The sequence below is a fragment of the Gilvimarinus sp. 2_MG-2023 genome (genome assembly GCF_030547685.1).
In the GTDB taxonomy this organism is placed as follows: Bacteria; Pseudomonadota; Gammaproteobacteria; order Pseudomonadales; family Cellvibrionaceae; genus Gilvimarinus.
This window is the reverse complement of sequence record NZ_JAUOQM010000034.1, coordinates 1-25317: the sequence shown is the minus strand read 5'-3', so window position 1 is coordinate 25317 and position 25317 is coordinate 1. Positions and strand designations below refer to the sequence as shown.

The window sequence follows — 25317 nt, the reverse complement described above, 5'->3', positions numbered from 1 at the left end:
GAGAGTTAAAAAGGCATTTTAAAACCAGGTGGCAAATTCATGCCGGCGGTCACTTCTGACATTTTCTCTTTGTTGTTGCTCTCGACGCGGCGCACGGCGTCGTTCACTGCCGCTGCAATCAGGTCCTCTAACATTTCTTTATCTTCGCTCATCAAGCTGTCATCGATGCTTACGCTTTTAACATCGTGGCGCCCGGTCATGGTGATTTTCACCATACCGGCACCAGCCTGCCCTTGCACTTCGGCCCGGGCCAGTGCTTCTTGCACCTCTTGCATTTTCGACTGCATTTGTTGGGCCTGTTGCATAATATCGCCCATACCTTTAAACATAATTACCTCCGGACTTGTGCCCTAATTTAATGACTGTCCACAGGCTCGACAGTACTCTCATCGAGTGTGGCAGAAAAGTGTTCAATCAACTGTTGCACTATGGGGTCAGACTTAACCGCTTCAACCGCCTGGGTTAAGCGCGCACTGCGTTTGCGCTCTGCAATTTGCGCCGGGGTTTCGGTATCAATAGTCCCGGGTTGAATCATGACCTGCACCGGCTGCTGAAAATAATCCGTCAGGGCATCGGCTAAGCGCTGCTGATGTCCCTCGCTGTATAAGCTGCTGTTGTTCTCATCCAGTACAAAGTGAAATTGATTGGCCTGGCGCCCGACTAACTCGCAATTGGCCGCCGTATTTTGCAACATACCACCAACATCTAATCCCAAAAATATCTGTGGCCAGGTGGTGGGGTTGGCATTGTCGAGCACAATACGCTCAACCGGCGCGCGCGGCGGTGCCACTGATGCCGACGGAGTGGGTGCCTGAACGGCAGGCTGAGCTGAGGTCGACACAGAGGGCTGACTCGGCGTCTGAACCGGGGCTTGCGGCCTCTGAGGCGGCGCAGCTTGCGGGGGCTCTTGCGGGGACTGTTGCAAAGACTCTTGTGCAGGTGCCTGATGTGGCTCAGATCGATAATTCGCGCTCGGCTCAGGCGGAGAAATTTCCACGTCAGGCACCGACTCGGCCTGCATAGATTCTGGTGCGTTATCCCACGGCGGTGGGTCTTCTGATACCGGGTGCTGAGAGTTCGCAACGGGTGCTGATTGCGAGGGCACGGCCTGCTCCGGCGCAGCACTTTGGGGGGCGGGCTCACTCATGGCTGCCGCGGGTGAATCGACTTGGCTGGCATCGCTACGGGTCGGTTCAACCTCGGGAGGACTGACCTCGGGGGCACTGACCGCCGGCGCACTCTCGGTAGGTGCCGGTACTACTGATGGCGCTGGAGCCGGTGCTGCTGGTTCAGGCGCATTCCCTGCTGATGCCGGTAAGGTCTTGCTCGGCACATCGGTTACCCCTTGGGGCCTAAACGCCAGCATTCTTAACAACACCATTTCCAGCCCCGCCCGTGGCTCTGGCGCCAAAGGTAGATCGCGCCGCCCCAACAGGCCGGTTTGGTAAAATAATTGTACGTCTTCACTCGGCAACTGGGTGGCCAGTGCCAGCACCTGATCTCTGTCACCCTGGCTGTTATCCACAGCTTCCGGCAGGGCTTGACCAATGGCCACGCGATGCAAAATTGATAATAAATCGGCCAGAGCACTGGCAAAGTCCGGGGCGTGTTCGGCCATTTGCGCAACGGCTTGCAACACCGCTTTCGCATCACCCACAGCCAAAGCCTGCAAGATGTCGTATACCGCACTGCGATCAATAGTGCCGAGCATGGTGCGTACTTGCGCTTCAGTCACCTTGCCGGAGCCAAAAGCAATGGCCTGATCGGTCAGACTCAGAGCGTCGCGCATACTGCCATCGGCGGCGCGCCCCAACTGCCATAAGGCGCTTTCTTCAAAGGGAACCGCTTCGGCTTCCAGCACATGCTGTAAGTGCCCTGTCACCAATTCAGGAGTCATATTCTTAAGGTTAAACTGCAGGCAGCGCGATAGAATAGTCACCGGCAAACGCTGCGGATCGGTGGTGGCCAAGAGAAATTTAACGTGCGGTGGCGGTTCTTCCAGGGTTTTCAAAAGCGCATTAAACGAGTGCGTCGACAACATGTGCACTTCGTCAATTAGGTACACTTTGTAACGACCACGGGTCGGCGCGTACTGCACGTTTTCCAACAACTCGCGGGTATCTTCCACCTTGGTACGGCTGGCGGCATCCACTTCGATCAAATCGACAAAGCGATTTTCGGCAATTTCAACGCAGGCGGAACACTGACCACAAGGTGTCGAGCTAACCCCTGCTTCACAATTAAGGCACTTGGCGAGAATTCGGGCGATGGTGGTTTTGCCCACACCGCGGGTGCCGGTAAACAGATAAGCGTGGTGAAGTCGGTCGTGATCGAGCGCGTTGACCAGAGCCTGCAGCACATGCTCCTGCCCCACTAAATCGCGAAATGTGCGGGGGCGCCACTTACGTGCCAGGACCTGATAACTCATGCCTTCCTCGTTATTGCTTTAAATCAAAGGACAGATTATAGCGATACCGAGCGCAAATAAACACGGCAAAGGAAAGATAGGGGAAGAAATTGGAGGCGACCCTACCAGCCACACCCCGGCACATGATACCACCGCTACCGTTGCTCCCTTCCGGGCCTGGCGGAGTTCACGGTTGATCATTGCGAGGGGACCGATAGGGCCACCATTACAGCGCCAAGTCAGTGAAAAGTGTCTGACTTGCCGAGGCCGCGCATTATCCGCAAGTTGCCATCACTTTGCAAGGGCGCGCTGGCCTATTAAAAACCTAAAGGCCAACCCAGTGCTAACCACAACCCAAAAAACACACTCCAGCCGAGCATAAACACCAACGAGTAAGGCAACATCATGGCCAATAGCCCGCCCACCCCTATGTCTGAGCGGTATTTGGCGGCAAAAGCGAGCACCACACCAAAATACGGCATCAGCGGGGTAATGATATTGGTCACGCTATCGCCGATGCGAAACGCCATTTGAGTTTGCTCCGGCGCCACCCCCAACAAAAATAACATGGGCACAAAAATCGGGCCCAGTAGCCCCCATTTGGCCGAAGCGCTGCCCACAAACAAATTGATCAGGGCACTGATCACCAGAAACAGGAGTAAAAGCACCACAGGCTGATCTTTAAAACCCTGTAAAAAATCGGCACCCTGCGCCGCCGCCAGCGCACCTAACTGAGTCCAGCCAAACCAGGCCACCGCTTGAGCGGCAAAAAACATCAACACCAAATAACCCGCCAGGCTTGCCATGGACTGCTCCATACCCACGGTGGCATCGCTGCACCGGGCAAAGCGCCCGCACAGCTTGCCGTAAATCAACCCCGCCACCGCCGCATACAGGGCAATCGCCGGCACCAGCGCCTGCAGCGGTGAGCCGGCCGGGCTCGCACTGCCCAGTGGCGCCCCCTCGGGCACCACCAGACACACAGCCACGGCACCATAGAGCAGCGTCCACCCGCCCACCCAGCGCAGCGCTCGCGCACTTCCCAACTCCGGCATTGCGGCATCGCCCGAATCACTGCCCTGCCAAAGGCCGAGATAGGGCTCCACCACTCGGTCGGTAAGCCAACCCCCGATTAAGGCTAACAGTGGCGTCGACAACGCCAAAAAATAATAATTAGCGCCAATGCTCACACTGCGCCCGGGGGCCACAAGTGCCATAGCCTCGGTGGAAATTCCCGACAAAATGACATCCGCCGGCCCCAACACAACATTGGCACTGTAGCCGGCTGAAACCCCGGCAAACGCGGCGGCAATACCCGCTAATGGGTGTCGACCCGCCGCCTGATACAAAGCACCGGCCAAGGGAATCAACAATACATAACCCACATCAAAAGCAAGGTTCGACAAAATGCCCGCCAACACCACCGCAGCACTGAGCAGGCGGCCGTGAACCGCGGCAACCAAGCGCACCAGAAGCACTCGCAACAGGCCCGACTGCTCGGCAACGCCCAGACCCAACATCGTTACTAGCACAGCGCCCACCGGTGCAAAACCGGTAAAGTTATCCACCGCGTTGATCAGTGCCCAGCGCAGCCCCTCACCAGACAGTAAATTGCGCGCCCGAATTGGCTCATCGGACGCGGTTAACGCCACTTGCCAGTCGCCCCATTGAGCCAACCAGGAGCCGAGGGCAATCAACCCCATCAACCAGACGAACATCACCACCGGGTGTGGCAGTCGATTACCGGCGCGCTCTAAGCGGCCTAAAGTGCGAAGGGTCCAGTGCTGGACGGTTTGATTGGGCATTTTCTTATCCGATTGTTGCTGGGGGCATTGAATTTACAGATTTTGCCTGCAGATATGGGTTAGGGTCAGCGGGCACGCCCTGACTATAACGGAAAACCAGTGCCCCGCGCTCGGCCTGTAGCCCACCGATCAGCAAACACACAGCCGACAAACACATCTGGGCGATGCACCTATAATCGACCAACATCAATTAAAATTTGAGGAGATCCATCATGGCGACCGTCAGTTTGAAAGGCAACCCCGTAAGCACCAGTGGCGATTTGCCGAGCGTAGGCAGCACAGCCCCCGACTTTACCTTGGTAAAAGCCGATTTAAGCGAACTAACCTTGGGTGAGTACAAGGGCAAGCGAGTAGTACTGAATATTTTCCCCAGCGTGGACACCCCCACTTGCGCCCAATCTGTGCGCACATTTAACGAGCAGGCCAGCAAGCTGGACAATACTGTGGTGATTTGTGTATCGAAAGATCTGCCCTTTGCACAGGCGCGTTTTTGCGGTTCGGAAGGCTTGAGCAATGTAGTGACAGGCTCGGCCTTTCGTTCAGACTTTGCCGAAGCCTATGGTGTATTAATCACCGACGGCCCCTTGGCCGGTGTTACCGCGCGCGCGGTTGTTGTTATTGATGAGAGCGGCTCGGTTAGTTATCAGCAATTGGTAAGCGAAATTGCTGACGAACCCGATTACGACAGTGCTTTGCAGGCGCTTAGCTAAGAGCTCGCTATGGCTCGGCTCGCTTGATCGGCGCTAGCAAGTAAAAAGCCGTCCAGGCGAGCCAACTGGTAAATACACAGGCTACAACCCATAAGTATTTTTCGGCACCGACGACTTGGCGCGAATAGGAAATATCCATCAGGGGAACCCCCCAAAAGATGACCAATAGGGGCAAAGCTCCCCAAATCACTGCCGGCTCTGGCATCACCCACTCCCTTTTCCCTGTGATGAACATAACAACCTTTGCGCTTTCAGGCACACCAGCGCTCGGCACACAGTGTGGCACAATTACGTAAAGAGGACTGCCCAGACTGCCAAATTGGCACCCTACTAAACACATTTGCCGTAATTTACGCCCCCAGATACTATGTAAGTCGGCAGTTACTGAGAAAATGGCCGCATGCTGGTATGATAGCCGCCCTGTCCCATCAGCCCTAAAGATCTTTCTATGCTTCTGTTTGTAGACAACCTCACCAACGTCGATTTTAGCTACCTCGACCCGGCGCGAGGCGTCGTCGGGGAAACCTGGCTGGCCAATATTCGCCTACACGGCGATCTGGATGAACAGAGCATGGTGTGCGATTTCGGGCAGGTTAAATCTATTACCCGTCAGTGGCTGGACACCGAGCTGGACCACCGCTTGGCAGTACCGGCACACTCCGAACGCCTGAGTTTGCGCCATGACGGCGACCGGCTTGAGCTGAGCTGGCAGCTCGACAGTGGTGATTTTATCGAACTGAGCTGCCCACGCGAGTCGGTGGCACTGGTACAGGCCGCCGAGCTAAGCCCGACCAGTGTCGCCCAATGGTGCGCCACTCAATTGATGCAAGCATTTGCCAACCCTCTGCAAAAGCTGGAGCTGGACTTTACCACCGAAGTTATTGAGGGTGCGTTTTACCACTACTCTCACGGTCTGAAAAAGCACGACGGCAACTGCCAGCGCATTGCCCACGGCCACCGTTCGCGAATTGATATTTGGCTGGATGATTCTAAATCGCCTGCACTGGAACAGCAGTGGAGCGAACGTTGGCGCGACATTTACATCGGCACCCGCGAAGATATTGTGGGGGAAGAACTGTGCCAAGGCCGCCCATACTATCAGTTTGCCTATCAGGCACCCCAAGGGCATTTCCGCTTATCGCTGCCTCAGACTCAGTGTTACATCATCGAATCAGACACCACTGTTGAGTGCCTAGCCGAACATATCGCCGCAGTGATCAGTGCCGAGCACCCCGGGCGACGCTTACGCGTGCGCGCCTACGAAGGTATTAACAAGGGCGCGGAAGCTTTCCGCCATTACTCGTAAAACTCAGGCTCGCCTTGCGGCCGTGTTTTAAAACGTGGCTGGGCCCAAAAATACTGTTCGGGGTATTTTTTAATTTCACTTTGCATAAAATCAGCAATGCGCTGTGTGTCGGCCACATCATCGCCGCTGGGGAAGTTATCAAACGCCGGATGAATCACCAACTCATAGCCTGAACCGTCGGCTCGCCGATATTGAGTAAAAGGCACCACCCGGGCCTTACCCAAGGTGACAATTTTACTGGTGGCAGTCACCATAGCCGTGGGCACGCCAAAAAAATCAACAAAGACACTATTTTTGGGGCCCAAGTCACGATCGGGTGCGTACCACACAAAGCGCCCTTTGCGCAGCCGCGCGATCATGGTGCGCACGCTGTCGCGGGGAATGGCAAGGCCTGTTTCACAGTAAGACTCTCGCCCTTTGCGCTGCAAATAATCATACATAGCGTTACTGTGGGGGCGATACAAACCATCAAATTCAGTGTGGCATCCTAAAAACGCACTGCCAATATCCAGCGTGCTGAAGTGCATGGTCAATAACAACACCCCCGCACCCTCTTGCTCGGCCTGACGCAGATACTCCTCACCTTGAATACTGTGGATTTTGTTTAATCGACGCGAAGACCAAAACCAACCGATACCTGTTTCAAATATGGCCATCGCCATCGACTCGGCATTTTTCTTCAACAAAACTTCACGCTCTTGTGCTGATAGTGTCGGGAAGCATTCAGCAATATTCTTGCGTGCGTAACCGATACGTTTTTTATTGCGTAACAGCAAAGGCGCCACAACCCTAGCCAGCCTCATCTGCCAACGATAAGGCAATTGTGCCAGCAGCATCCACAGCAAAGCGATCAGCCAAAAAAACCAATAGCGCGGATGTATTAAAGCGAGAGAAAAATGGGTACGTTTCATAGGGAGTTACGATTCTCATTGCGCGACAAACGCTCTAACAGTGCGTCTTTTTCTTGCCAGAGGGCATTTACCCACGCCTGAAAACGGCGGCGGTATTGTTCATCGTTAGCGTAATCGCCCAGCAAGTTAGCTTCAATAGACCGCTCTTGGGCAACCACATTGATGTGTTCAACCTGGCCACTCAAATACTGCCAAAAATTGGGGCGCCCAGCGGGATAGTGAATAGTGACATCCAACAAAGTGTTAATGCGGCCATTCATAGCGGTTAAGGTAAACGCCAAACCACCCGCTTTGGGAATAAGCAAATGCTGGTACGGTGACGCCTGCTCTCGATGCTTAGTGGGGGTAAAGCGAGTACCTTCTAAGTAACTAATAATGGTCACAGGTTTGGCGCTGTAGCGCTCGCACTGTTTTTGGGTCGTGGCTAAATCTTTACCCGCCAAGCTTGGGTCGCGAGCAATCTGCGCTTTGCTGTGGCGACGCATAAACGGGAAGTCCAGCGCCCAAAAAGCCAAGCCCAATACCGGAATCCAAATCAAAGAGGTTTTTAAAAAGAATTTAAAATAGGGTACCCGGCGAGTAAACAGCCGCAGCAGTACCAAAATATCGACCCAGCTTTGATGATTCACCACCAACATAAACCATTGCCGCGGGGTGAACTGCTCTGGGCCCTCGTAATGAATACGAGTAGGCAACAGCCAGCACTGGTGAGCGTTATTAACCACCATCCAAGCACTGGCAATCTTATCCAGCCAGCGCGTTAGCAGTGGTCGATAAGTACTGCGATACGCAACCAGTTTAAACAGCGACAAACTGATCAGCGGAACACCAATCACCAGCGTTGTCAGGGTAAACAACAATAGCGACAAAATGCCCCGCGCAATCGACACAAGTAACATCACGACTTTATTTAAAAGTTATGAGAAACCAAGGGCGAGGTCTCAGCCTCGTAATCGACGCCGTCAAAACCAAACCCAAACAAACGCAAAAAGTTTTCGTTATAGGTTTTGTAATCGGTCAAACTCATTAAGTTCTCTTCGGTCACCTCGGGCCAAATAGCTTCCACCTCGGCTTGGGTGGCCGGGTCCAGCTCAAGATCATCTACTCGGTAACGGTTGTCGCTGTCTAGCCGTGGGCTGTTGCTGTATACGCACTCGGTAAACAAACGCTGCAACTGCTCAATGCAGCCCTCGTGGGTGCCCTTGGCTTTCATGACTTTAAACAAAATCGCCATATACAAAGGCATGACCGGAATTGCCGAGCTGGCCTGTGTTACCAGCGCTTTTAAGACAGCCACATTAGCGCTGACATTTTTATCGGCAAACCGCTCGGCAATTGCCGCAGCGGCGCGATCCAGATCCTCTTTCGCTTTACCGATAGTCGCATGGCCGTAAATGGGCCAAGTGAGCTTATCACCCAGGTAAGTGTAAGAAACGGTCTTAGCACCCTCGGCCAGCACATCGGCTTCGGCCAAGGCACTCATCCACATTTCCCAGTCTTCGCCGCCCATCACTTTGACGGTGTTGTTAATCTCTTCATCCGTGGCAGGCTCCACCGTCATGTCCGATATTTTCATGGTATCGGTGTTCAGGTTTTTAGCGGTGTAGCCTTCGCCGATAGGTTTTAATACCGAATTGTAGGTTTCGCCGGTATTGGGGTCAGTGCGCCGTGGCGAGGCCAGTGAATAAACCACCAAATCGACCTTACCTAAATCTTCTTTAATCGCCGCAATAGCTTCGGCTTTAATGTCGTTACTGAACGCATCGCCGTTAATTGTGCGGGCGTACAGGCCGTCTTTTTCCGCCGCAGCGTGAAAAGCGGCGGTGTTGTAGTAGCCAGCAGAGGCGGTTTTGCGCTCGGTAGGCGGTTTTTCAAAACACAACCCCAGGGTTTTAGCGCCACTGCCGTAGGCGGCAGTAATGCGCGAGGCCAAGCCGTAGCCGGTCGAACAGCCAATCACCAAGACGTTTTTGGGGCCACCTTCCACCTCACCCTGAGCGCGGGTGTAGTCAATTTGCTCTTGTACGTGGGCCGCACAGCCTTGTGGGTGAGCGTTAATGCAGATAAAACCGCGTACTTTTGGCTTAATAATCATAGACTTGCATCCTGTTGTATAGGTATCGAGCGGCCGCCTGCCGCCGCGCAACCCGCTGGTTGCGCCAACTGAAAAAGGGGTATTATAGTGCTCTTAGCGCCGATTAACAGAGCCGCGCGATTCCCGCCTTGTTCTGCCAACATTTTAGCCCGATAGGAGACTATATGATCTACCCAATGGCCGCCATGGTTCTGCTTACTTTTTATGTCGCCCTGCGTATGTTTAAAGCGCGAGTAAACGCTGTGAAAAGTGGCCAGGTATCGATAGAGCACTTTAAAACCTACGCCACCCCCAGCCACGAGCTGCCACCGATGATGATCTACACCCAACGCTGCTACAACAACTTACTAGAAATGCCCATTTTGTTTTATGCCGCCTGCCTAACGGCCATGACCATCCAGCTTACCGGCATGCTCATGCTAGTGCTGGCTTGGGTGTATGTAGCGTGCCGCATCTTGCAGGCCATGCTGCACTTGCGCGGCAAAGTACGTTGGCGTATGCGCTCGTTTTTGGCCAGCGTTGTCTGCCTATTAGCAATGTGGGCGGTATTGGTGGGGTCGGCACTGGCGAATTAACGCCCCCCCCCCTTCAACAAAAGCTCACAACGACAATCCAGCATTGGGTGGCTGCGAGCATTCGGAGGTGTTTTTAACGTACTCCGGCCCAATCAAGTCGATAGGGTGGTAACGCCTAAGGTTTAAGGTAACGGTGCGTTTTACACGGCGGTAGGTTTACGTTATTGCCGGAGAAGGGACTGAAACAAAGACTGAAACAAACAAAACCACCCACAAGCGCATCAACGTGGCCTGTGGGTGGTGGTGCATTCTAATATTAATTATTTGGGCACCGCGTTAATGACCATCGCAGATATCACTATAATCCAGCACACAAGTCTCGCCGGCTGCGAGCACACTACCTGCAGTGCACGCAGTGCCAGCAGGCGCCGCTTCCAGCACAGCCTCTGTCGACTTAACACTGGGTTTGGCCGGCTGGCAGAATGGGCCCGTAAGATCTGGACCATCAATCTGAGTCACCTTTAGATCCACACCCGAGGCATTATAAAAGCTAAAAGAGATGTAACCGTCATCAAACTCCGCCGATGCATCAATATATTCCCCGGCAGGGTTGGTAAATTCATAGAAGTTCGGTGGTAGGTTCGCTCTAAGCTCAGGGCTCGCGATTAAGGCCCCTCCGACACCGATCAATAAAGCAGGGCCGGCAAGCGCGGCCAATAAATTGGGCTTTTTGCTCAGCGCCCAGTAACCAATAGCGATTAAACCCAACACGGTGGCGACGATCGCGACCGTACCGTTAACAGGTAATGCGCTAGCATTCAGTGAGCAGGTTCCAACGCCTTGTGCGTATAGATTGGATGTAGTAGACCGGCTAGTAGTGTAAAGCCCCCAAAGGCCCTTATAGTTGCTTTCATAACAATTCTTTATGAGTAGTTAGACGACGGCGTGTGTTTGTAGCTTCGTTCGTCACAAACAATCGCATAACGATGCCGCCTTTTCCAGAAGCAATCACCTGTCTTCAAGCCCTGCAGAAATACCCCCTATTTAGTAGGTTACGCTACACAGTAAAACCCCATAAACTGTCGCTTAGCCCAATAACACCTTACCGTTAAACCACAGCCTCGCGAGCGCTCAACCATGGCAAATTTACGTTTTACCGTCTCCGCCCGCGCATTAACATTAATGCTGTTCATCGCAACCACGGCTCGGGCCCAAACTGGCGCGGTGAATATTCAGGGGCTTGGCAGCCACGCCCTACCTATGCTCGACCACCCCATGTTAGTTGCACTGGGGCTGACTTTTGCACTGATCGCGATATTTAAGCTGCGCCACTCAACCCTGCTGGCAAGCGTGCTATTAGCGGGAATGGTGATTGGGGTAGCGGTCAACTCACCCCGCCTGATGGCCGCCATAGGCTTAGAAATTCCAGCCAGCAGCCCCGCCTGCAGCGGTGGCTCCGACTCGTTCAGCTTTGATCCTTACTCGGCCCCCAGCTTAACCAACCAGTGCCCCAGCACCTCCGTGCGCATTAGCGGGTACGAGCTACCCTGTGCCACGGTCGAGTCCGGCGCCGATGTGGGTAGCACTCTTACCCCCGGCGTCAGCCTTAGCTTGCAGCAATGTGTTGGTGGCAACCGGCCGCCCAGCTTTAGTTTATCGACCACCAGCCTGACTATTGCCGAAGATGCAGGTTCGCAAACCCTTAACAATTGGTTAACGAATTTATCGGCCGGGCCTGCCAGCGAGTCGGCGCAAACCGTAAGCGTCAGTGTTAGCCACAATTACCCGGCGTTATTTGCCACCGCACCCACGCTGGCGGCCGACGGCAGCTTAAGCTTTACCGCCGCCGTTGATGCCTTTGGTGAGGCCATTATTACCGCCACTGCAACCGACAGCGATGGCGCCAGCAGTAGCCAGACACTGACGCTAACCATTACCCCAGTAAACGACCCACCCACTTTTACCCTGCCCGCGGTACTGCCCCTGCTAGAAGACAACGGCCTGGATATCAGTACCGACCCCAACGAACCCGAGTACGATGAAGGCCCCGATGGCGTCACCTCGACTCCGGTAAGCGTGGCCAACCTCGCCACCGATATCTCACCCGGTAATACCTGGGAGGCAGGCCAAGCGGTACACTTTGAGATCAGCCATTTTGATGGCAACGCCGATTATTATTTCCACAAGGGTGTGGCGTTCTTTGAGCCCTTCCTCGCCAATAAAGTTGAAAGTGTCGAGCTAGTGCAAATTGACAACGACCCGCTGGTGCAAGTGGATGGCGTATGGGGGGTTCAACACGACTCCGGCTTTATTGGCCTTGCCGTTACGCAGGGGGTCCACTCGGGCATACGGTTTCCTGTTTTTATGCTCAACGACCGCAAACGCCTGTTGCACAATGGCGACTGGATACTGGTGAATAATTTCTTTGATGGCGAACGCGGAATACAAGCGCTTATTGACGGCGACCCCAGTGGCACGCTGCCAGGGGAGCGCCTCAACACCATCGGGTTTAGGTCCGTACATACTCCCATCAGCCATGATATTAGCGACTACCAACTTAACCCCGCGGGCACATTTAGCGCCGAATTGTTGCCCCACGCCTTTGGCGAGGTAGAGCTAAGCGTTACCGCGGTAGATGCCGGGGGCCTGCGCTCGGCCCCCCAGCGTTTACGGCTCGATATCGCCCCCGTGTGGGACACCCGCCCAGAGGGGCGACCGGTTCAGGAAAGCGGGCCCGAGAACTCCAACTGTATTCAGGTGTCATGGCCGGGCATTACCTTTCGCAACACGAGCCGGCCACACTTTATACTCAGTGATGCCAATTTAAACGGGGGCCAATTGCTTACTAACGGCAATCCGATGCCTTTTGGGTCACCTCACTTAGCTTCTACGCTTTGCTATGTACCGCCCGATGATCAAAAAAGTGCGTACAACACCTCGACTGATACTTTTGAGCCTTTTGCCACCTTTACCTACCGGGTGTGGAGCGGTTTTGGCGATTGGCAAACCGGCGAGAGCCCGGCGCTGGATGGCAGCGAACATTCTGGCGTATTTTTAGAGCTATCCGAGCCCAATCAGGTTGAGATTGTCGTTACGCCTAAGTTTTGATGTCACCTGAGCTCTCGTGTTTGGGCAGCGTTTAGGGGGGGGGGTGGCCCTCCCCTAAACGTTATGGCGAACATATTACGCAGCGGCAATGTATCGGCCGCGACCAATATTTTTTAGTGGGCTGCTTGCCGCCACAGCCTTTGAGCACTACCGCTCGGCTATGTATAGCCGTAAAGCCTTCAGGCATCCTAAACCAAACAAGCCCGCTCTTAGCGCTGGCCCTCAGCCCCTCAACCCCGTAAAATAAGCGCTTCTACACATTCTATTGATTCCGAGCCTTATGATCCCCCGTATACGCGAAACCTCGCCTGTTCAGTCGGTTTACTTAGCCTTTATCGAGGCCCTTAAAAACAGCGGCTTTGCCGGTGATTTAAACCCCGATTACGCCAATCGCACGGTACTGGCGACCGACAACTCGATTTATCAGGTGTTGCCGCAGGGCGTGGTCTACCCCAAGCACGTAGATGACTTAGTGCTATTGGCCCAACTCAGCGAGCGCGATGAGTTTAAGCAGGTGGTGCTCAGCCCGCGCGGCGGCGGCACCGGTACCAACGGCCAGTCGCTCACCGACGGGCTGGTGGTGGATATTTCCCGCCATATGAACGAGATACTGGAGATTAACCAAACCGAGCGCTGGGTGCGGGTGCAAACCGGCGTGGTCAAAGACCAACTAAACGCTGCGTTAAAACCATACGGTTTGTTTTTTGCGCCCGAGCTCTCCACCAGCAACCGCGCCACCATCGGCGGTATGATTAACACCGATGCCTCCGGTCAGGGCTCGTGCCTGTACGGCAAAACCCGTGACCATGTGTTGGAGCTTAAAACCGTACTGCTCGATGGCAGTGTCTGCGACTCGGCGCCTGTGGATGACACCGCCCTGGCGGCACTGCGCAGCCGCGCAGACCGTATCGGCCAAGTGGTGCGTACGGTGGATGATATTCAGCGCGAACACGCCGATTTAATCGACGCGAAATTCCCCAAACTCAACCGCTGCCTAACCGGCTACGACCTGGCGCATATTCGCACCGACGCCGGCGAGTTTAACCTCAACAGCATTTTATGCGGCAGCGAGGGCACCTTGGGTTTTATTGCCGAAGCCAAGCTTAACCTACTGCCCATCCCCAAATGCTCGGCGCTCGTCAACGTTAACTACCGCGATTTTAACGCCGCCCTGCGCGATGCTACCGAACTGATGCAAGCCGGCCCCACCTCGATTGAAACGGTAGACTCCAAAGTCCTGAACCTGGCCATGAACGATATCGTTTGGCACAGCGTGAGTGAGTTCTTCCCGCCGGTGCCAGGTGAAGACATTAAAGGCATTAACTTAGTCGAGTACACCGCCGACAGCGATGAGGCATTGGCCGAGGGCATTAAACGCCTGACCGACACACTGGACGCCATGAACGACTCGCTGCGTGAAAGCACCGGCCGCATTGGTTACTCCGTCGCCATGGGTAACGCCGCGGTGGGCAAGATTTGGGGCATGCGCAAAAAAGCCGTGGGACTGTTGGGCAACGCCAAAGGCGAAGCGCGCCCGATTCCCTTTGTGGAAGACACCGCCGTACCACCCGAGCACTTGGCCGACTTTATTGTCGAGTTTCGCGCCCTGCTGGACAGCCACAATTTGGCCTACGGTATGTTTGGCCATGTGGACGCCGGTGTGCTGCACGTGCGCCCCGCCATCGACATGAAAGACCCGGAGCAAGAAAAACTGATTCGGACAATCTCCGATCAAGTGGCCGACTTAACGCAAAAGTACCACGGCTTGCTATGGGGAGAGCACGGCAAAGGTGTGCGCTCGGAGTACGCCCCCAAATTTTTTGGCGAGCTCTACCCGCAATTGCAAAACATTAAAGCCGCGTTTGACCCGCACAACCAGCTAAACCCCGGCAAAATCGCCACGCCGGCGGCGGACATATCTTTGCTGCGCATTGACGAGGTCACCACCCGCGGCCAGCAAGATCGTAAAATTGCAGTCGAGGTGTGGGAGGGCTACGCCGAGGGCATGCACTGCAACGGCAACGGCGCCTGCTTTAACTGGAACCCCAACGATGCCATGTGCCCCTCGTATAAAGCCACCCGTGAGCGCATTCACTCACCCAAGGGCCGCTCGGCACTGGTGCGCGAATGGTTAAAGCAATTGAGCGAGCGCAAGGTAAACGCAGTGCAAGAGGCAAAAACCAACCGCGAGCGCAGCTTTGTATCCTCGCTACCGGCGCGAATTAAAAACACCATCAACAAAAAACGCGGCGAGTACGATTTCTCCCACGAGGTGAACGAATCCATGCAAGGCTGCTTAGCCTGTAAATCTTGCGTGGGTCAGTGCCCTATTAAAGTTGACGTACCCGAATTTCGGTCAAAATTTTTAGAGCTTTACTATGGTCGCTACCTGCGACCATTAAAAGATTATTTTATCGGCTCGCTGGAATACTTAATGCCTACCCTGGCGCGCGTGCCCTGGCTCTATAACGGATTAATGAAGCCGGCGTTTATGCAAAAAATACTGGCCAAAGTCGCCGGTATGGTGGACAGCCCGCTGCTAACCGGCGTGAGCTTAGATAACGCCCTGCGCGAGCTGGGTGTGCGCTACGCCAGTGCCGAGAACATCGCCACACTGAGCGATGAGCAAAAAGCCAACACGGTTATTGTGGTGCAGGATGCATTCACCAGCTACTTTGAAACCGAGCTGGTGCTAGACAGTTTAAAGCTGTTAAAAATACTCGGCTTTAACCCCATGCTCGCCCCGTTTAAACCCAACGGCAAGCCGCTGCATGTCCACGGCTTTTTAAAAGCCTTTGCCAAGGCCGCGAACAATAACGCCAAGATGTTAAACGCCTTGGCCGATACCGGTATTATCTTGGTGGGGCTCGAGCCTTCCATGACCCTGGCCTATCGCAGTGAATACCAAAAAGTGTTGGGCGACAAAGCGCCCAAAGTTGCCCTTATACAAGAGTGGTTGGCCGCGCAAGATATTACCGAGGCCACTCCGTTGTTTGGTAAAAGCGATTACAAGCTACTGGCCCACTGCACCGAAAAAACCAACGCCGCCGCGTCTATTAAAGACTGGCAAACCCTGTTTGGCGCACTAGGCCAAGAGTTGAGTGTCGTGGCCACTGGCTGCTGCGGCATGGCCGGCACCTATGGGCACGAAGCTGCCAACCTGGTCACCTCGAAAAAAATATTTTCGCAAAGTTGGGAGGCGGTAGTGACCGATCCTGCCAATAAGGGCAAGCTTACCGCCACCGGTTACTCCTGTCGCAGCCAGGTTAAGCGCATTCAAGACCAGCGCCTCCCCCACCCGCTGCAAGTATTATTAGGAGCTTATCAAGGCTAAAGATATGCCTACTCGAACTTAATGACATTTTGAATATTTCGTTAGGATTTATCCATGCCAGAATTTTCTTCACGCGCATTATTTTATCCATCCAATGGGTTTAAATAATGAGCGTTATTAAGGTGGGCTGACATAGGCGTTAAAAGTTTATCAAAAATCCTACACTTTGTTACAAATTTGGCGGATAAAATAAGTTAGTCTTATCGCTATAAATAAATAGTATTTTCATTATCAACTTCTGCCAACTCTAGGCTTTATGAGGCCCCTAATGTCTTTCACCGTTAAAACACTTTGCAGCGCCACTCTTTACCTGTGTGCCAGTGCAGCGCTCGCCACCACCGTGCAATTTCAAACCGTGATGGGTGATTTTGAAGTCAACTTATACGATCAAGATACCCCCGAAACCGTCGCCAACTTTTTAGAGTATGTCGACTCGGGCGCTTATGAGAACACCTTTATACATCGCTCTGTGCCCAGTTTTGTGGTGCAGGGGGGCGGATTTTCCTTTGACTTAGACAACGACAGTGTGAGTGCGATCGCCACCAACGAGCCGGTCGTCAATGAGCCGGTGTTTGCCAATTTACGCGGCACCATTGCCATGGCCAAAATAGGCTCAAGCCCCAATAGCGCGACTAGCCAGTGGTTTTTTAACCTAGGTAACAATAGTGCTAACCTGGACAATCAAAACGAGGGCTTTACGGTATTTGGCGAGGTAACCGGCAATGGTATGGCCATAGTTGATGCCATAGCTGATTTAGCCCGCGCCAACTTCACACCCGAACTTTTTTGGGATTCGGGCGTATTTGATGTGGTACCGGTTCGCGACTACAGCCAAGAAGATATAGACGCTGAAACTCTGCCGACCGAAGAAAACATCGTACTCATTCAAAACATTATGGTTTTAGATGCCGCCCCAGACACGGCCGCTGGGTTAAACCCAACACCAACAACGGCCACTGCTGACAGCGGCAGCGGTGGTGACGGCAGCGGTGGTGGCGGCAGCTTTGGCTTACGTTTACTGGCTCTACTCGCACTCGGCAGTCTCGGCCGTAAACTTATACGCCGCGGATAAACGGCAGTAAGGACACCCCCAGAATAAAGACAATGGCCAATACCCCGGCCATTGTCTTGAAGGGGTGCTGCGCGGCATGCGCGACAAAATTAACCGGCTCACCGCGGGCGCGCATCGCCCGATGCTGCGCTCGCGACTGCTGGGCAAAACGCGCCTGATACTCAGCGCCCACAGCATGGGCTCGTTCGATATCGGCTTTATCGCTCAACCAGAGTGCATCTACCCCAATTCTCCATCGACCTGATTGTGTGACATAGCAAGAGATACCCGCTTGCTCCAGTGCTTCCACAAAGCCGTCAACTTCCTCCGGGGTGGCGCCCGCGGTTTTCATTAAAAGGTGGGCCAAAATCTACTCCATCGCCTCGATAAGTTTAATCTGCTCGTGCAACTCAGGGGCTACCAGCGCTTTGCGTTGCGATTGTTTATCGAGCAGTACAATTTTAGCGATACCGGTAGACACCACCTTGCCTTGCTCGGTACTGAATATTTCGTAATCTTGAGTAATCCCATGCTCGTGCACCTCGGTCACGGTGCACCCCACCAGTAATGTGTCGGGAAAACGCACCGGCCGCAGGTAGCGACACTGGGTTTCAGACAAAACCGGTAGCACCCGAGTCATATCCAGCACACCGGTGGCGGCCACATGGCGCAAGTAAGCAATGCGCGCGGTTTCAAAGTAGCGTAAATAAATCACATTATTAACATGGCCAAAGGCATCCATTTCGCCCCACTGCACGTTTATTTCAGCCGTGATCGGAAAGTTATTACAAAAGCTGTCGCGGTCAGTCATAATTTAAGCCCTCTTACCCTAAGAGTTCACGGGGAATTACTGTGGATAGTGAAGTCATAGCGCTTAGCGCCGTTGAACACAACCCAAAACACCTATAATTATTATGGGTGTTCGCACTTTGCTTTTCGCCATTTTAGACCCTATCGGCTAAGATGAGTAGCGATCGAATCTGAATAAATTGCTAAGGATGATGTATGCACGAAACTGCTCTGGCGATAGCCGTCATTGGTATCACCGCCTTATTTTGTCAGTGGAGTGCCTGGCTTGCCCGTCTGCCTGCCATTCTCTTTTTACTGCTGGCCGGCCTTGCTCTGGGCCCGATAAGCGGGTTGTTATCACCCGACGAGTTATTTGGTGATTTATTGTTCCCATTGGTCTCATTGGCGGTGGCGGTTATTCTGTTTGAGGGCAGTCTGACATTAAATTTCAATGAACTGGGGCATATCTCCGCCGTCGTACGCCGAATGATCACCGTGGCGGCCCCGGTCACCTGGTTGATTGTCGCCGTAACCACACATTTTCTATTCGATCTCAGCTGGGAAATATCTATTCTGTTTGGTGCACTGATGGTGGTTACTGGCCCCACGGTTGTTACCCCCTTACTTCGCAGTGTGCGCCCCTCGGAAAGAGTAGCCAATATTCTGCGTTGGGAAGGCATTATAATTGATCCAATCGGCGCTTTGCTGGTGGTTGTGGTCTATGAATTTATTGTCTCGCAAACCCAAGGCGCGGCTTTTAGCCAAAGCCTACTGCTCTTTACCGAAATTATTGTCGTGGGTCTATCCATCGGCGCCGCTGCCGGTTACGCATTAGGCAAAATTCTGGCGGGGCGACGACTGCCCGAATACCTGCAAAATCTGGCCACCTTAAGCATCTTGTTTATGGTTTTTGCTTTTTGTAACCACCTGGCCCATGAGTCTGGTCTGCTGGGGGTTACCGTGATGGGTATGTGGCTGGGCAATATGCGCGGGGTTCATATTCACAATATATTAAATTTTAAAGAAAACTTAACGATTCTGTTTATTTCTGGGCTGTTTATTATTCTGGCCGCCCGCTTACCCACCCAACAGTTGCTCGGTATTATTGCCCTAGGCCCCCTGTTGCTGCTGGTTGTCATTCAATTTGTGGCCCGGCCCATTTCGGTGCTTTTGGCCACCCTTGGCTCAAATATCGGCTTTCGCGAACGCATACTGCTCAGCTGGATTGCCCCACGTGGCATTGTGGCCGCAGCGGTATCCGCCCTGTTTGCCCTGCGCTTAACCGACCAGGGTTTTACCGATGCTGAAGTGTTGGTACCTCTTACCTTTGCGGTAATTCTCGGTACGGTGATTTTTCAAAGCGCTACCGCCCGCCCCCTGGCGAGAATATTGGGCATTGTCGAACCCGAGCCCCGTGGCGTGCTTATTTTGGGGGCCAACTCGGTCGCTCGCAAGATTGCTCTCGCGTTAAAACAACAGTCGTTAGCGGTTATTGTCAGTGACTCTAATTGGGAAAATATTCGCGCAGCGCGCATGGCTGGGTTAAAAACATTCTACGGCAACCCAGTATCAGAATTTGCCGGCGACCGACTGGATTTAACAGGTATTGGCAATCTGATGGCCATGTCACCGCTGAAAGAACTCAACGTTATTGCCAGCATGCACTTTCGCAATGAGTTTGGTGACTCGCATGTTTTTACCATTCGTACCAGCGGTGATACTGATAAAACAGAAAAGCATCAGGTAGCCGCTCAACTTAAAGGCTCTGCACTGTTTCGCAATGATATGACCTACGCCAAATTGGCCAGCATGGTGCACACTGGGGCCGAAATAAAAGCGACCAAACTCTCTGAGACCTTTGGGCTCGATGATTTACGCCAACAAGATACCAGTGCAATCTTTTTATTCGCGATAACCGACAAAGGCAAAGTAAAGCCTTTTAGCGATGAGACGCCGTTAAAAAATAGCGCGAGCTGCACCATTTTAAGTCTCATCCCTGAGCCCAAAGAAAAGCAGTCTACTGCAGACGACGATAATGCTGGATAACCTGTTTAACGGGTGTTTCACAGTCTCGTTGCCTAGTAACGACTGCCTATAATTTTATAAATGATGGAATACAACCAATGAGCAATCAAACCGAACAGAACCCCGCGGAACCTGTCGGCAGCCGCTTGGAGGTGGCCTTTAAAAGGCTGGATAAGTGGCTATGGCAAGTCGAAACCGCTCACCGCTCTAAACCTCATCAACGCTTCTGGCACTTATCACGCGTACTGGTGGCGGTAATACGCGATCTTGCTCGTGGCTATATCACTCTGCACGCCATGAGTCTGGTGTACACCACTTTGCTGTCATTAGTGCCTTTTTTGGCGTTGAGTTTTTCGGTGTTAAAAGGCTTTGGTGTTCACAATCAGTTAGAACCGGTCTTGCAGAATGTACTGGCCACACCTCTAGGTGAACGCGGCCCAGAGGTGGTGGACAATATTCTAGGCTTTGTCGATAACATCAAGGTCGGTGTACTAGGCTCGGTAGGCCTCGGCTTATTAATCTTTACCGTGGTGTCTCTGATTCAGAAAATCGAGCGCTCGTTCAATGAGATTTGGCGCGTTAGCGAAAGTCGCTCGCTGGCTCAACGCTTTGCCAGTTATTTGAGCGTTATTATGATTGGCCCTCTGCTGGTATTTTCCGCCATGGGGGCCACCGCAGCTTTGGTAAACAGTGCCGCCGTGCAGCAGGTAATTAGCTTTGCGCCGCTGGGCTGGTTGTTTAGCGTAGCTACCAAGCTTACGCCCTACCTTATTATTATTGGCTTATTCACCTTTCTTTATACTTTTATACCTAACACCAAAGTCAAACTGCGCCACGCCTTTTTAGGCGGCCTGGTGGCAGGTTTTATTTGGCAGACCTCTATATTTGGTTTTACGCTTTTCGTTTCTAATTCTGGCAACTATACCGCTATTTATTCCGGTTTTGCGGTGGGCATTTTATTGTTGATTTGGTTATATTTAGCTTGGCTGATATTGCTGATTGGTGCCTCTGTGGCCTTTTACTCGCAGCACGCCCAACAAATTACGCGTTCGCGAGTTAATCCTCCGGCCGCACGAATTGATGAAATGACAGGCTTGGCCATTATGTTTGATGTGGCCCAACAGTTTGATCGCGACGGAGGTGGTGTATCTATTACTGCCATGGAATCCGGCCTTTCCGTAGGGCCAGACGTTATCCAACGCATTATTGCCAAATTACTCAAACACAATATCGTTATTCATGCTGGGCCCGCGGCCAACCAGCTGGTGCCGGCGCGTTCACTGGATCATATTACTTTACAAGAGCTGATTTTGGCCGTTAGAACTCAGGAGACCGACCTGCCATCTTCACTGCAAAGACATACCGAGGTTAACCGCTTAATGAACCAAATTGAGTTGGCAACCGCCGATATGCTGGAAGACCAATCCATTGCCGACTGGGTTCGCAACTCACAGACCGCTACCCATTAAATAAACTCAGCCGGTCATAACGGTGTATCAACGTTATGACCGGCTGTACTCTAACGTGCGGTCACCTGAAAAGAATCCACTAATTGATGCAGTGTGACTGCCGTATTTTGTAACCGATCAGAGCTACCTCTAAGCACCCGATACACTTGTGACATTGCATCACTGGAACTTGCCACTTCCCGAACTCTATCGCCACTTTGTCGACTGGTATGCTCAATGTGCTGAATTGCATTAAACATATTGGCAACAATTTCATGCAGCTCGGTATTATCTGATGACGACGCTTCGGCCAGTCGCAAGCCGCGATCAACCTCTTCGACACTGGTCTCCATATAATTGGCCGCTGTTTGCGATTCTGTCTGTATTGATAATATTTTCTGACTGATTTCATCGGCCACGTTCGCGGTTCTTGCCGCTAATGAACGCACCTCATCGGCCACCACTGAGAATCCCCGCCCGTGTTCGCCCGCGCGCGCAGCTTCAATCGCAGCGTTGAGCGCCAACAAGTTGGTCTGCTCTGTAATCCCACCTATCATACTGACCATGCTCGCAATTTCTGTGGTTTGCACGCTGAGACTTTGAATGGTTTTGGCTGAATTATCGACCACGTCACGAATGGATTGTGTGCCGGTTTGCACGGCCGACAGCTGTCCTCGCGCAGCCGCTACCACATCGTCCATTGTACGTTTCATTTGGTCAGCGGTGGTGCTGGCGTTACTGATTTCACCGACCTGACTTTCAATCAACTGCAGCATCTGAGTAATAGAGTCGGATACGGTTTGTGTTGTGTGGTGCGCCTCTTCATTGCGATCGAGCATTTGATCGCTATTGCTTTTGACATCTTGCGCAGCCCCAATGACCTCTCCAACTATCGTATCTAAATTATCGATAAAGCTATTGGTCCAGCGCCCCAGATCGCCGGTCTCATCCGCCGCCAAACGTCTTGTGTCGAGGCGCTGGCGCAAGTTGCCGCCACCTTCGGCGATGGTGTGAATCATCTCGGTCATCTTGCCGATTCGCCTTGCCAGGCGCCGCGGTCCACTCGCTTTAAAGATTTGGCCGGTTATTAACAGCAATGCGCCGGTGGCGATATTAATCTGCCACAAAGGTAGGCTGGTGTAAGCATGCAGTAAGCTGTTGCCAGTAAATGCGAGTGCCACCGCCAGTATGTAGAGCCGCATCATGGTGTAGGTTACCGAGCGAAAGCGGTACACCTCTTCTAGATCCGCTTCACACATCATCCCCCAAGTATCCGGTGACCCCTTTAAACTAAAGGTCACTCCTTTACCAATCACCGGTATATGACGATAATCTGAGTAACCTGGGTAGGTCACATAGAGATTATTGCCGTTTTTAATGGTTTCGCGTACACCGGGATGGAGTTGGCCGGTGGCCGGATCGGTAAAGTGAATTTCAAACTCAGTGTGCTCTCGAACTTTAACCACACCAAAGCCTGTGTGAATACCCGATTTGAGGTTTTCACCATGAGAGAAGGTGTCATCTTCAAAACGCGAGCGCGATAAGGCGGTGCCTGAGGCGATGCGTTTATCAAACTTCGACTCCACCATAAATAGGTAGTTATCGCCCGACTCGGTAAAAATATGCCCAGCTTCACGCTGTATAAGATCGCTCAGTACGTCATTAGGGTAGCGGGCACAAAGACAAGCCGTCTCACCCGAGTCCAGCGTAATGGGCAAGTAAAACATTAACGTCACTGCATCGTGAAATTTCGAACTGGATGGGCCAATACGCTCGGTTAGACGGTCGACGTAGGGTCCGTGCAAAAATATATCCGTTAAACCATGACCTAACGCTTTTTTATCGACATCGCGCTGACCAACATGCTCGGCAAAGGTCGAGGCCAATACCTCACCTTCGGCACTAACGACAAAAAGCTCTGAGCAGTCTTTCATGCGCTGTCGTTGGCGTGGCAAGAGCACCGCCAGCTCGGTATCCGCCTGCTCAAACCGGGCCGCTACACCTTGCATGTGCCGCCACTGGGACTCTACCCACTGATGCATAATTCGAATACGTGTATTGGCAATACTTTCAAACGCCTGCTCCATCAGAGCATAGCGACTGCGGTTAACCCAACAGGACCAACTTAAGCTCAATTTGCCGTTACCGCCCCACCAACCTAGCCATCGCCTCTCAGCGCTGGACAGCTGCATACGTTCACTTTGTAACATCATGGATTCTCTTTGCGGTGCAAACCGTCATAGCGGTTTGCTTATATTGGACATAACTTTCACATAGCAGAATTTAAGCCAATCTCTCTGGCAGAAAAATCGACATTAAAATAAGGGGTTAACTCAAACCCTACAAAATATACCGCTTTAAATCGGGGCAAAAAAAAGGGCTTGCACTATAATCAGGCAAGCCCTTCGAATTTTTTACCAGCGTTTTGACGAGTTTAGCGAGAAAACACCACCGTCTTAGTGCCATTGAGCAATACCCGGTGCTCGGCATGCCAGCGCAGCGCTCGGTTAAGGACCACCGCTTCGATATCGCGACCTATCTCCGCCATTTGCTCGGGCGAATTAACATGCGAGACACGCTCAACGGCCTGTTCGATAATTGGCCCCTCGTCGAGATCTGCGGTGACAAAGTGCGCCGTGGCACCAATCAATTTAACACCGCGCTCATACGCTTGATGGTAGGGCTTGGCACCTTTAAAACCAGGCAGGAAGGAGTGGTGAATATTAATAGCACGCCCGGAAAGCTTTTGACAAAGATCGTCGGAGAGAATTTGCATATAGCGCGCTAACACTAAACAGTCGGCTTCTGTTGATTGCATCAATGACCAAATCGCAGCCTCTTGTTCAGGTTTAGTCTCGGCGTTAACCGGCAGGTAATGAAACGGCAACTCGTACCACTCGGTCAATGGTCGCATCACTTCGTGATTCGACACAACGCCGACAATATCAATGGGCAGCGAACCCACCTTCCAACTATTCAATAGATTACTTAAACAGTGGCCCCACTGGGATACGGCAATCAGCACCTTAGGCTTGCATGCAGTATCGCTGATCTGCCAATCCATTTGGTAGTCATCCGCCACTGGCTGAAACAGCGCTTCCACATCGGCCATGGTAATTTCAGGCGGGCAATCAAAAACGGTGCGCATAAAAAATCGTTTGGCTGAGGTATCCTCAAACTGGGACGACTCGGTAATATTAAAACCGCGTTCAGCGAATACACCGGCCACTCGGGCCACTAAGCCTAAGCTGTCCTGACAACTAAAAGTTAATATGATTTCACGCACACCGGCCATGCTTATCTCCGTCTATTTAATGCCGCGCCAAGCGTATAGTAAGCGCAAGTCTTGGGCAAGAGCCTAAAGCCTTGAACTGGTGTTTAGAGCACGGCCCACAGCAGTACCGGCATCCCAATAAAAGCCAAAATTGTAGAGGTGACAACAATTGCGGCCACCTCTTGGTGATCACGATTGTAACGCAGCGTCAATAAGTAGCTAAACACAGCCACTGGCATGGCCGATTGCAGCAACACCACGCCGCGCTCAACCCCGGTTAACCCCAGAGCCAAACACATCAACCAACCGGCTAATAAACCACCGGCTAAGCGCATCACACTAAATAGCACGCTGCGATACCAGCGAGTGACTTTTAATCGCGCCAAAGACACTCCGAGAGTTATCATCATTAATGGGATGGTAAAGCCACCTAACAAATCGAGGGTATTAGCCAACCACAGCGGTAACGTCCAATCGGACAACAATACCCCCACCGCGATCACCATCGCCCACAAGACGGGCTGGCGGGCCACCGAGAT

The 25317-nt window shown here is 52.7% G+C and carries 21 protein-coding genes and 1 other RNA gene; 8 read left to right on the top strand and 14 right to left on the bottom strand.

The genetic code is table 11. The annotated features are described in order from the left end of the window. Positions 1 to 5 precede the first annotated feature (5 nt). From Q4526_RS07045 to Q4526_RS07030, 4 genes are all read right to left on the bottom strand, one after another. Complete coding sequence (locus tag Q4526_RS07045; protein ID WP_215976301.1) at positions 6 to 329, bottom strand: YbaB/EbfC family nucleoid-associated protein; 324 nt, start codon at positions 327 to 329, stop codon at positions 6 to 8. A 26-nt stretch (positions 330 to 355) separates the two neighbouring features. After that, positions 356 to 2428: a DNA polymerase III subunit gamma/tau gene (gene dnaX / locus Q4526_RS07040; RefSeq protein WP_215976300.1), complete on the bottom strand. Its 2073-nt coding sequence runs from the start codon at positions 2426 to 2428 to the stop codon at positions 356 to 358. A 99-nt stretch (positions 2429 to 2527) separates the two neighbouring features. Then, positions 2528 to 2624: signal recognition particle sRNA small type (ffs, locus tag Q4526_RS07035), an RNA gene on the bottom strand. A 100-nt stretch (positions 2625 to 2724) separates the two neighbouring features. Next, positions 2725 to 4212 (bottom strand): AbgT family transporter, encoded by a 1488-nt coding sequence (locus Q4526_RS07030; protein WP_215976299.1) that lies wholly within the window; start codon positions 4210 to 4212, stop codon positions 2725 to 2727. A 212-nt stretch (positions 4213 to 4424) separates the two neighbouring features. Here Q4526_RS07030 and tpx point away from each other — a divergent pair, with 212 nt between their 5' ends. Next, positions 4425 to 4922 (top strand): thiol peroxidase, encoded by a 498-nt coding sequence (tpx, locus tag Q4526_RS07025; protein WP_215976298.1) that lies wholly within the window; start codon positions 4425 to 4427, stop codon positions 4920 to 4922. Between the two features lie 7 nt (positions 4923 to 4929). Here the strand turns inward: tpx and Q4526_RS07020 are convergent, their stop codons facing one another. Next, positions 4930 to 5127, bottom strand: coding sequence for a hypothetical protein (locus tag Q4526_RS07020; RefSeq protein WP_215976297.1), 198 nt, complete (start codon positions 5125 to 5127; stop codon positions 4930 to 4932). Between the two features lie 243 nt (positions 5128 to 5370). Here Q4526_RS07020 and Q4526_RS07015 point away from each other — a divergent pair, with 243 nt between their 5' ends. Next, positions 5371 to 6228 carry a 6-carboxytetrahydropterin synthase gene (locus tag Q4526_RS07015; protein ID WP_215976296.1) on the top strand — a complete coding sequence of 286 codons (858 nt, stop codon included), beginning with the start codon at positions 5371 to 5373 and terminating at the stop codon, positions 6226 to 6228. Here the strand turns inward: Q4526_RS07015 and lpxL are convergent. Genes lpxL through fabV form a run of 3 tightly spaced genes read right to left on the bottom strand, consistent with a single transcriptional unit; the run spans position 6219 to position 9234 of the window. Then, entirely contained in the window at positions 6219 to 7139 is a 921-nt protein-coding gene (gene lpxL, locus Q4526_RS07010; protein WP_215976295.1) for an LpxL/LpxP family Kdo(2)-lipid IV(A) lauroyl/palmitoleoyl acyltransferase, read from the bottom strand. The genes Q4526_RS07015 and lpxL overlap by 10 nt on opposite strands. Next, a complete protein-coding gene (locus Q4526_RS07005; RefSeq protein ID WP_303609569.1) occupies positions 7136 to 8038 on the bottom strand; it encodes an acyltransferase in 903 nt (300 codons plus the stop codon). Before Q4526_RS07005 ends, lpxL begins: the two co-directional genes overlap by 4 nt. Positions 8039 to 8049: 11 nt before the next feature. Then, a complete protein-coding gene (gene fabV, locus Q4526_RS07000; RefSeq protein ID WP_215976293.1) occupies positions 8050 to 9234 on the bottom strand; it encodes an enoyl-ACP reductase FabV in 1185 nt (394 codons plus the stop codon). A 164-nt stretch (positions 9235 to 9398) separates the two neighbouring features. Between fabV and Q4526_RS06995 the strand changes: the two genes are divergently transcribed. Then, positions 9399 to 9809: an MAPEG family protein gene (locus Q4526_RS06995; RefSeq protein ID WP_215976292.1), complete on the top strand. Its 411-nt coding sequence runs from the start codon at positions 9399 to 9401 to the stop codon at positions 9807 to 9809. Positions 9810 to 10085: 276 nt separating this feature from the next. Here the strand turns inward: Q4526_RS06995 and Q4526_RS06990 are convergent, their stop codons facing one another. Further along, positions 10086 to 10571 carry a midcut-by-XrtH protein gene (locus Q4526_RS06990; protein ID WP_303609576.1) on the bottom strand — a complete coding sequence of 162 codons (486 nt, stop codon included), beginning with the start codon at positions 10569 to 10571 and terminating at the stop codon, positions 10086 to 10088. 315 nt (positions 10572 to 10886) lie between these two features. Between Q4526_RS06990 and Q4526_RS06985 the strand changes: the two genes are divergently transcribed. From Q4526_RS06985 to Q4526_RS06975, 3 genes are all read left to right on the top strand, one after another. Continuing rightward, a complete protein-coding gene (locus Q4526_RS06985) occupies positions 10887 to 12857 on the top strand; it encodes a hypothetical protein (protein WP_215976291.1) in 1971 nt (656 codons plus the stop codon). A 280-nt stretch (positions 12858 to 13137) separates the two neighbouring features. Next, positions 13138 to 16191 carry an FAD-binding and (Fe-S)-binding domain-containing protein gene (locus Q4526_RS06980; protein ID WP_215976290.1) on the top strand — a complete coding sequence of 1018 codons (3054 nt, stop codon included), beginning with the start codon at positions 13138 to 13140 and terminating at the stop codon, positions 16189 to 16191. A 268-nt stretch (positions 16192 to 16459) separates the two neighbouring features. Continuing rightward, on the top strand, positions 16460 to 17263 hold the full coding sequence (locus Q4526_RS06975) for a peptidylprolyl isomerase (protein ID WP_215976289.1): 804 nt from the start codon (positions 16460 to 16462) through the stop codon (positions 17261 to 17263). Here the strand turns inward: Q4526_RS06975 and Q4526_RS06970 are convergent. After that, positions 17247 to 17609 (bottom strand): DUF6164 family protein, encoded by a 363-nt coding sequence (locus tag Q4526_RS06970; protein ID WP_215976288.1) that lies wholly within the window; start codon positions 17607 to 17609, stop codon positions 17247 to 17249. The genes Q4526_RS06975 and Q4526_RS06970 overlap by 17 nt on opposite strands. Positions 17610 to 17612: 3 nt before the next feature. Then, positions 17613 to 18053, bottom strand: a complete 441-nt coding sequence (locus Q4526_RS06965) for a thioesterase family protein (RefSeq protein WP_215976287.1) — start codon at positions 18051 to 18053, stop codon at positions 17613 to 17615. A gap of 194 nt (positions 18054 to 18247) precedes the next feature. On the opposite strand from Q4526_RS06965, the gene Q4526_RS06960 reads away from it, so the two are divergent. Continuing rightward, on the top strand, positions 18248 to 20077 hold the full coding sequence (locus Q4526_RS06960) for a sodium:proton antiporter (RefSeq protein WP_215976286.1): 1830 nt from the start codon (positions 18248 to 18250) through the stop codon (positions 20075 to 20077). Positions 20078 to 20154: 77 nt separating this feature from the next. After that, complete coding sequence (locus Q4526_RS06955) at positions 20155 to 21525, top strand: YihY/virulence factor BrkB family protein (RefSeq protein ID WP_215976285.1); 1371 nt, start codon at positions 20155 to 20157, stop codon at positions 21523 to 21525. Positions 21526 to 21575: 50 nt separating this feature from the next. Here the strand turns inward: Q4526_RS06955 and Q4526_RS06950 are convergent, their stop codons facing one another. From Q4526_RS06950 to Q4526_RS06940, 3 genes are all read right to left on the bottom strand, one after another. Then, positions 21576 to 23717 (bottom strand): methyl-accepting chemotaxis protein, encoded by a 2142-nt coding sequence (locus tag Q4526_RS06950; protein WP_215976284.1) that lies wholly within the window; start codon positions 23715 to 23717, stop codon positions 21576 to 21578. Positions 23718 to 23938: 221 nt separating this feature from the next. Next, positions 23939 to 24799 carry a formyltetrahydrofolate deformylase gene (gene purU / locus Q4526_RS06945; RefSeq protein WP_215976283.1) on the bottom strand — a complete coding sequence of 287 codons (861 nt, stop codon included), beginning with the start codon at positions 24797 to 24799 and terminating at the stop codon, positions 23939 to 23941. 83 nt (positions 24800 to 24882) lie between these two features. Next, the coding region (locus Q4526_RS06940) for an AEC family transporter (protein ID WP_215976282.1) at positions 24883 to 25317 on the bottom strand (435 nt) is incomplete at its 5' end.

Coding starts and splice junctions, on each gene's coding strand:
- Q4526_RS06980 (WP_215976290.1), top strand. CDS start 13,138: ATGATCCCCCGTATACGCGAAACCTCGCCTGTTCAGTCGGTTTACTTA.
- Q4526_RS06960 (WP_215976286.1), top strand. CDS start 18,248: ATGCACGAAACTGCTCTGGCGATAGCCGTCATTGGTATCACCGCCTTA.
- Q4526_RS06995 (WP_215976292.1), top strand. CDS start 9,399: ATGATCTACCCAATGGCCGCCATGGTTCTGCTTACTTTTTATGTCGCC.
- Q4526_RS06965 (WP_215976287.1), bottom strand. CDS start 18,053: ATGACTGACCGCGACAGCTTTTGTAATAACTTTCCGATCACGGCTGAA.
- Q4526_RS06975 (WP_215976289.1), top strand. CDS start 16,460: ATGTCTTTCACCGTTAAAACACTTTGCAGCGCCACTCTTTACCTGTGT.
- Q4526_RS06950 (WP_215976284.1), bottom strand. CDS start 23,717: ATGATGTTACAAAGTGAACGTATGCAGCTGTCCAGCGCTGAGAGGCGA.
- Q4526_RS06985 (WP_215976291.1), top strand. CDS start 10,887: ATGGCAAATTTACGTTTTACCGTCTCCGCCCGCGCATTAACATTAATG.
- Q4526_RS07045 (WP_215976301.1), bottom strand. CDS start 329: ATGTTTAAAGGTATGGGCGATATTATGCAACAGGCCCAACAAATGCAG.
- Q4526_RS06955 (WP_215976285.1), top strand. CDS start 20,155: ATGAGCAATCAAACCGAACAGAACCCCGCGGAACCTGTCGGCAGCCGC.
- Q4526_RS07030 (WP_215976299.1), bottom strand. CDS start 4,212: ATGCCCAATCAAACCGTCCAGCACTGGACCCTTCGCACTTTAGGCCGC.
- tpx (WP_215976298.1), top strand. CDS start 4,425: ATGGCGACCGTCAGTTTGAAAGGCAACCCCGTAAGCACCAGTGGCGAT.
- lpxL (WP_215976295.1), bottom strand. CDS start 7,139: ATGAAACGTACCCATTTTTCTCTCGCTTTAATACATCCGCGCTATTGG.
- purU (WP_215976283.1), bottom strand. CDS start 24,799: ATGGCCGGTGTGCGTGAAATCATATTAACTTTTAGTTGTCAGGACAGC.
- dnaX (WP_215976300.1), bottom strand. CDS start 2,428: ATGAGTTATCAGGTCCTGGCACGTAAGTGGCGCCCCCGCACATTTCGC.
- fabV (WP_215976293.1), bottom strand. CDS start 9,234: ATGATTATTAAGCCAAAAGTACGCGGTTTTATCTGCATTAACGCTCAC.
- Q4526_RS07015 (WP_215976296.1), top strand. CDS start 5,371: ATGCTTCTGTTTGTAGACAACCTCACCAACGTCGATTTTAGCTACCTC.
- Q4526_RS07005 (WP_303609569.1), bottom strand. CDS start 8,038: ATGTTACTTGTGTCGATTGCGCGGGGCATTTTGTCGCTATTGTTGTTT.
- Q4526_RS07020 (WP_215976297.1), bottom strand. CDS start 5,127: ATGCCAGAGCCGGCAGTGATTTGGGGAGCTTTGCCCCTATTGGTCATC.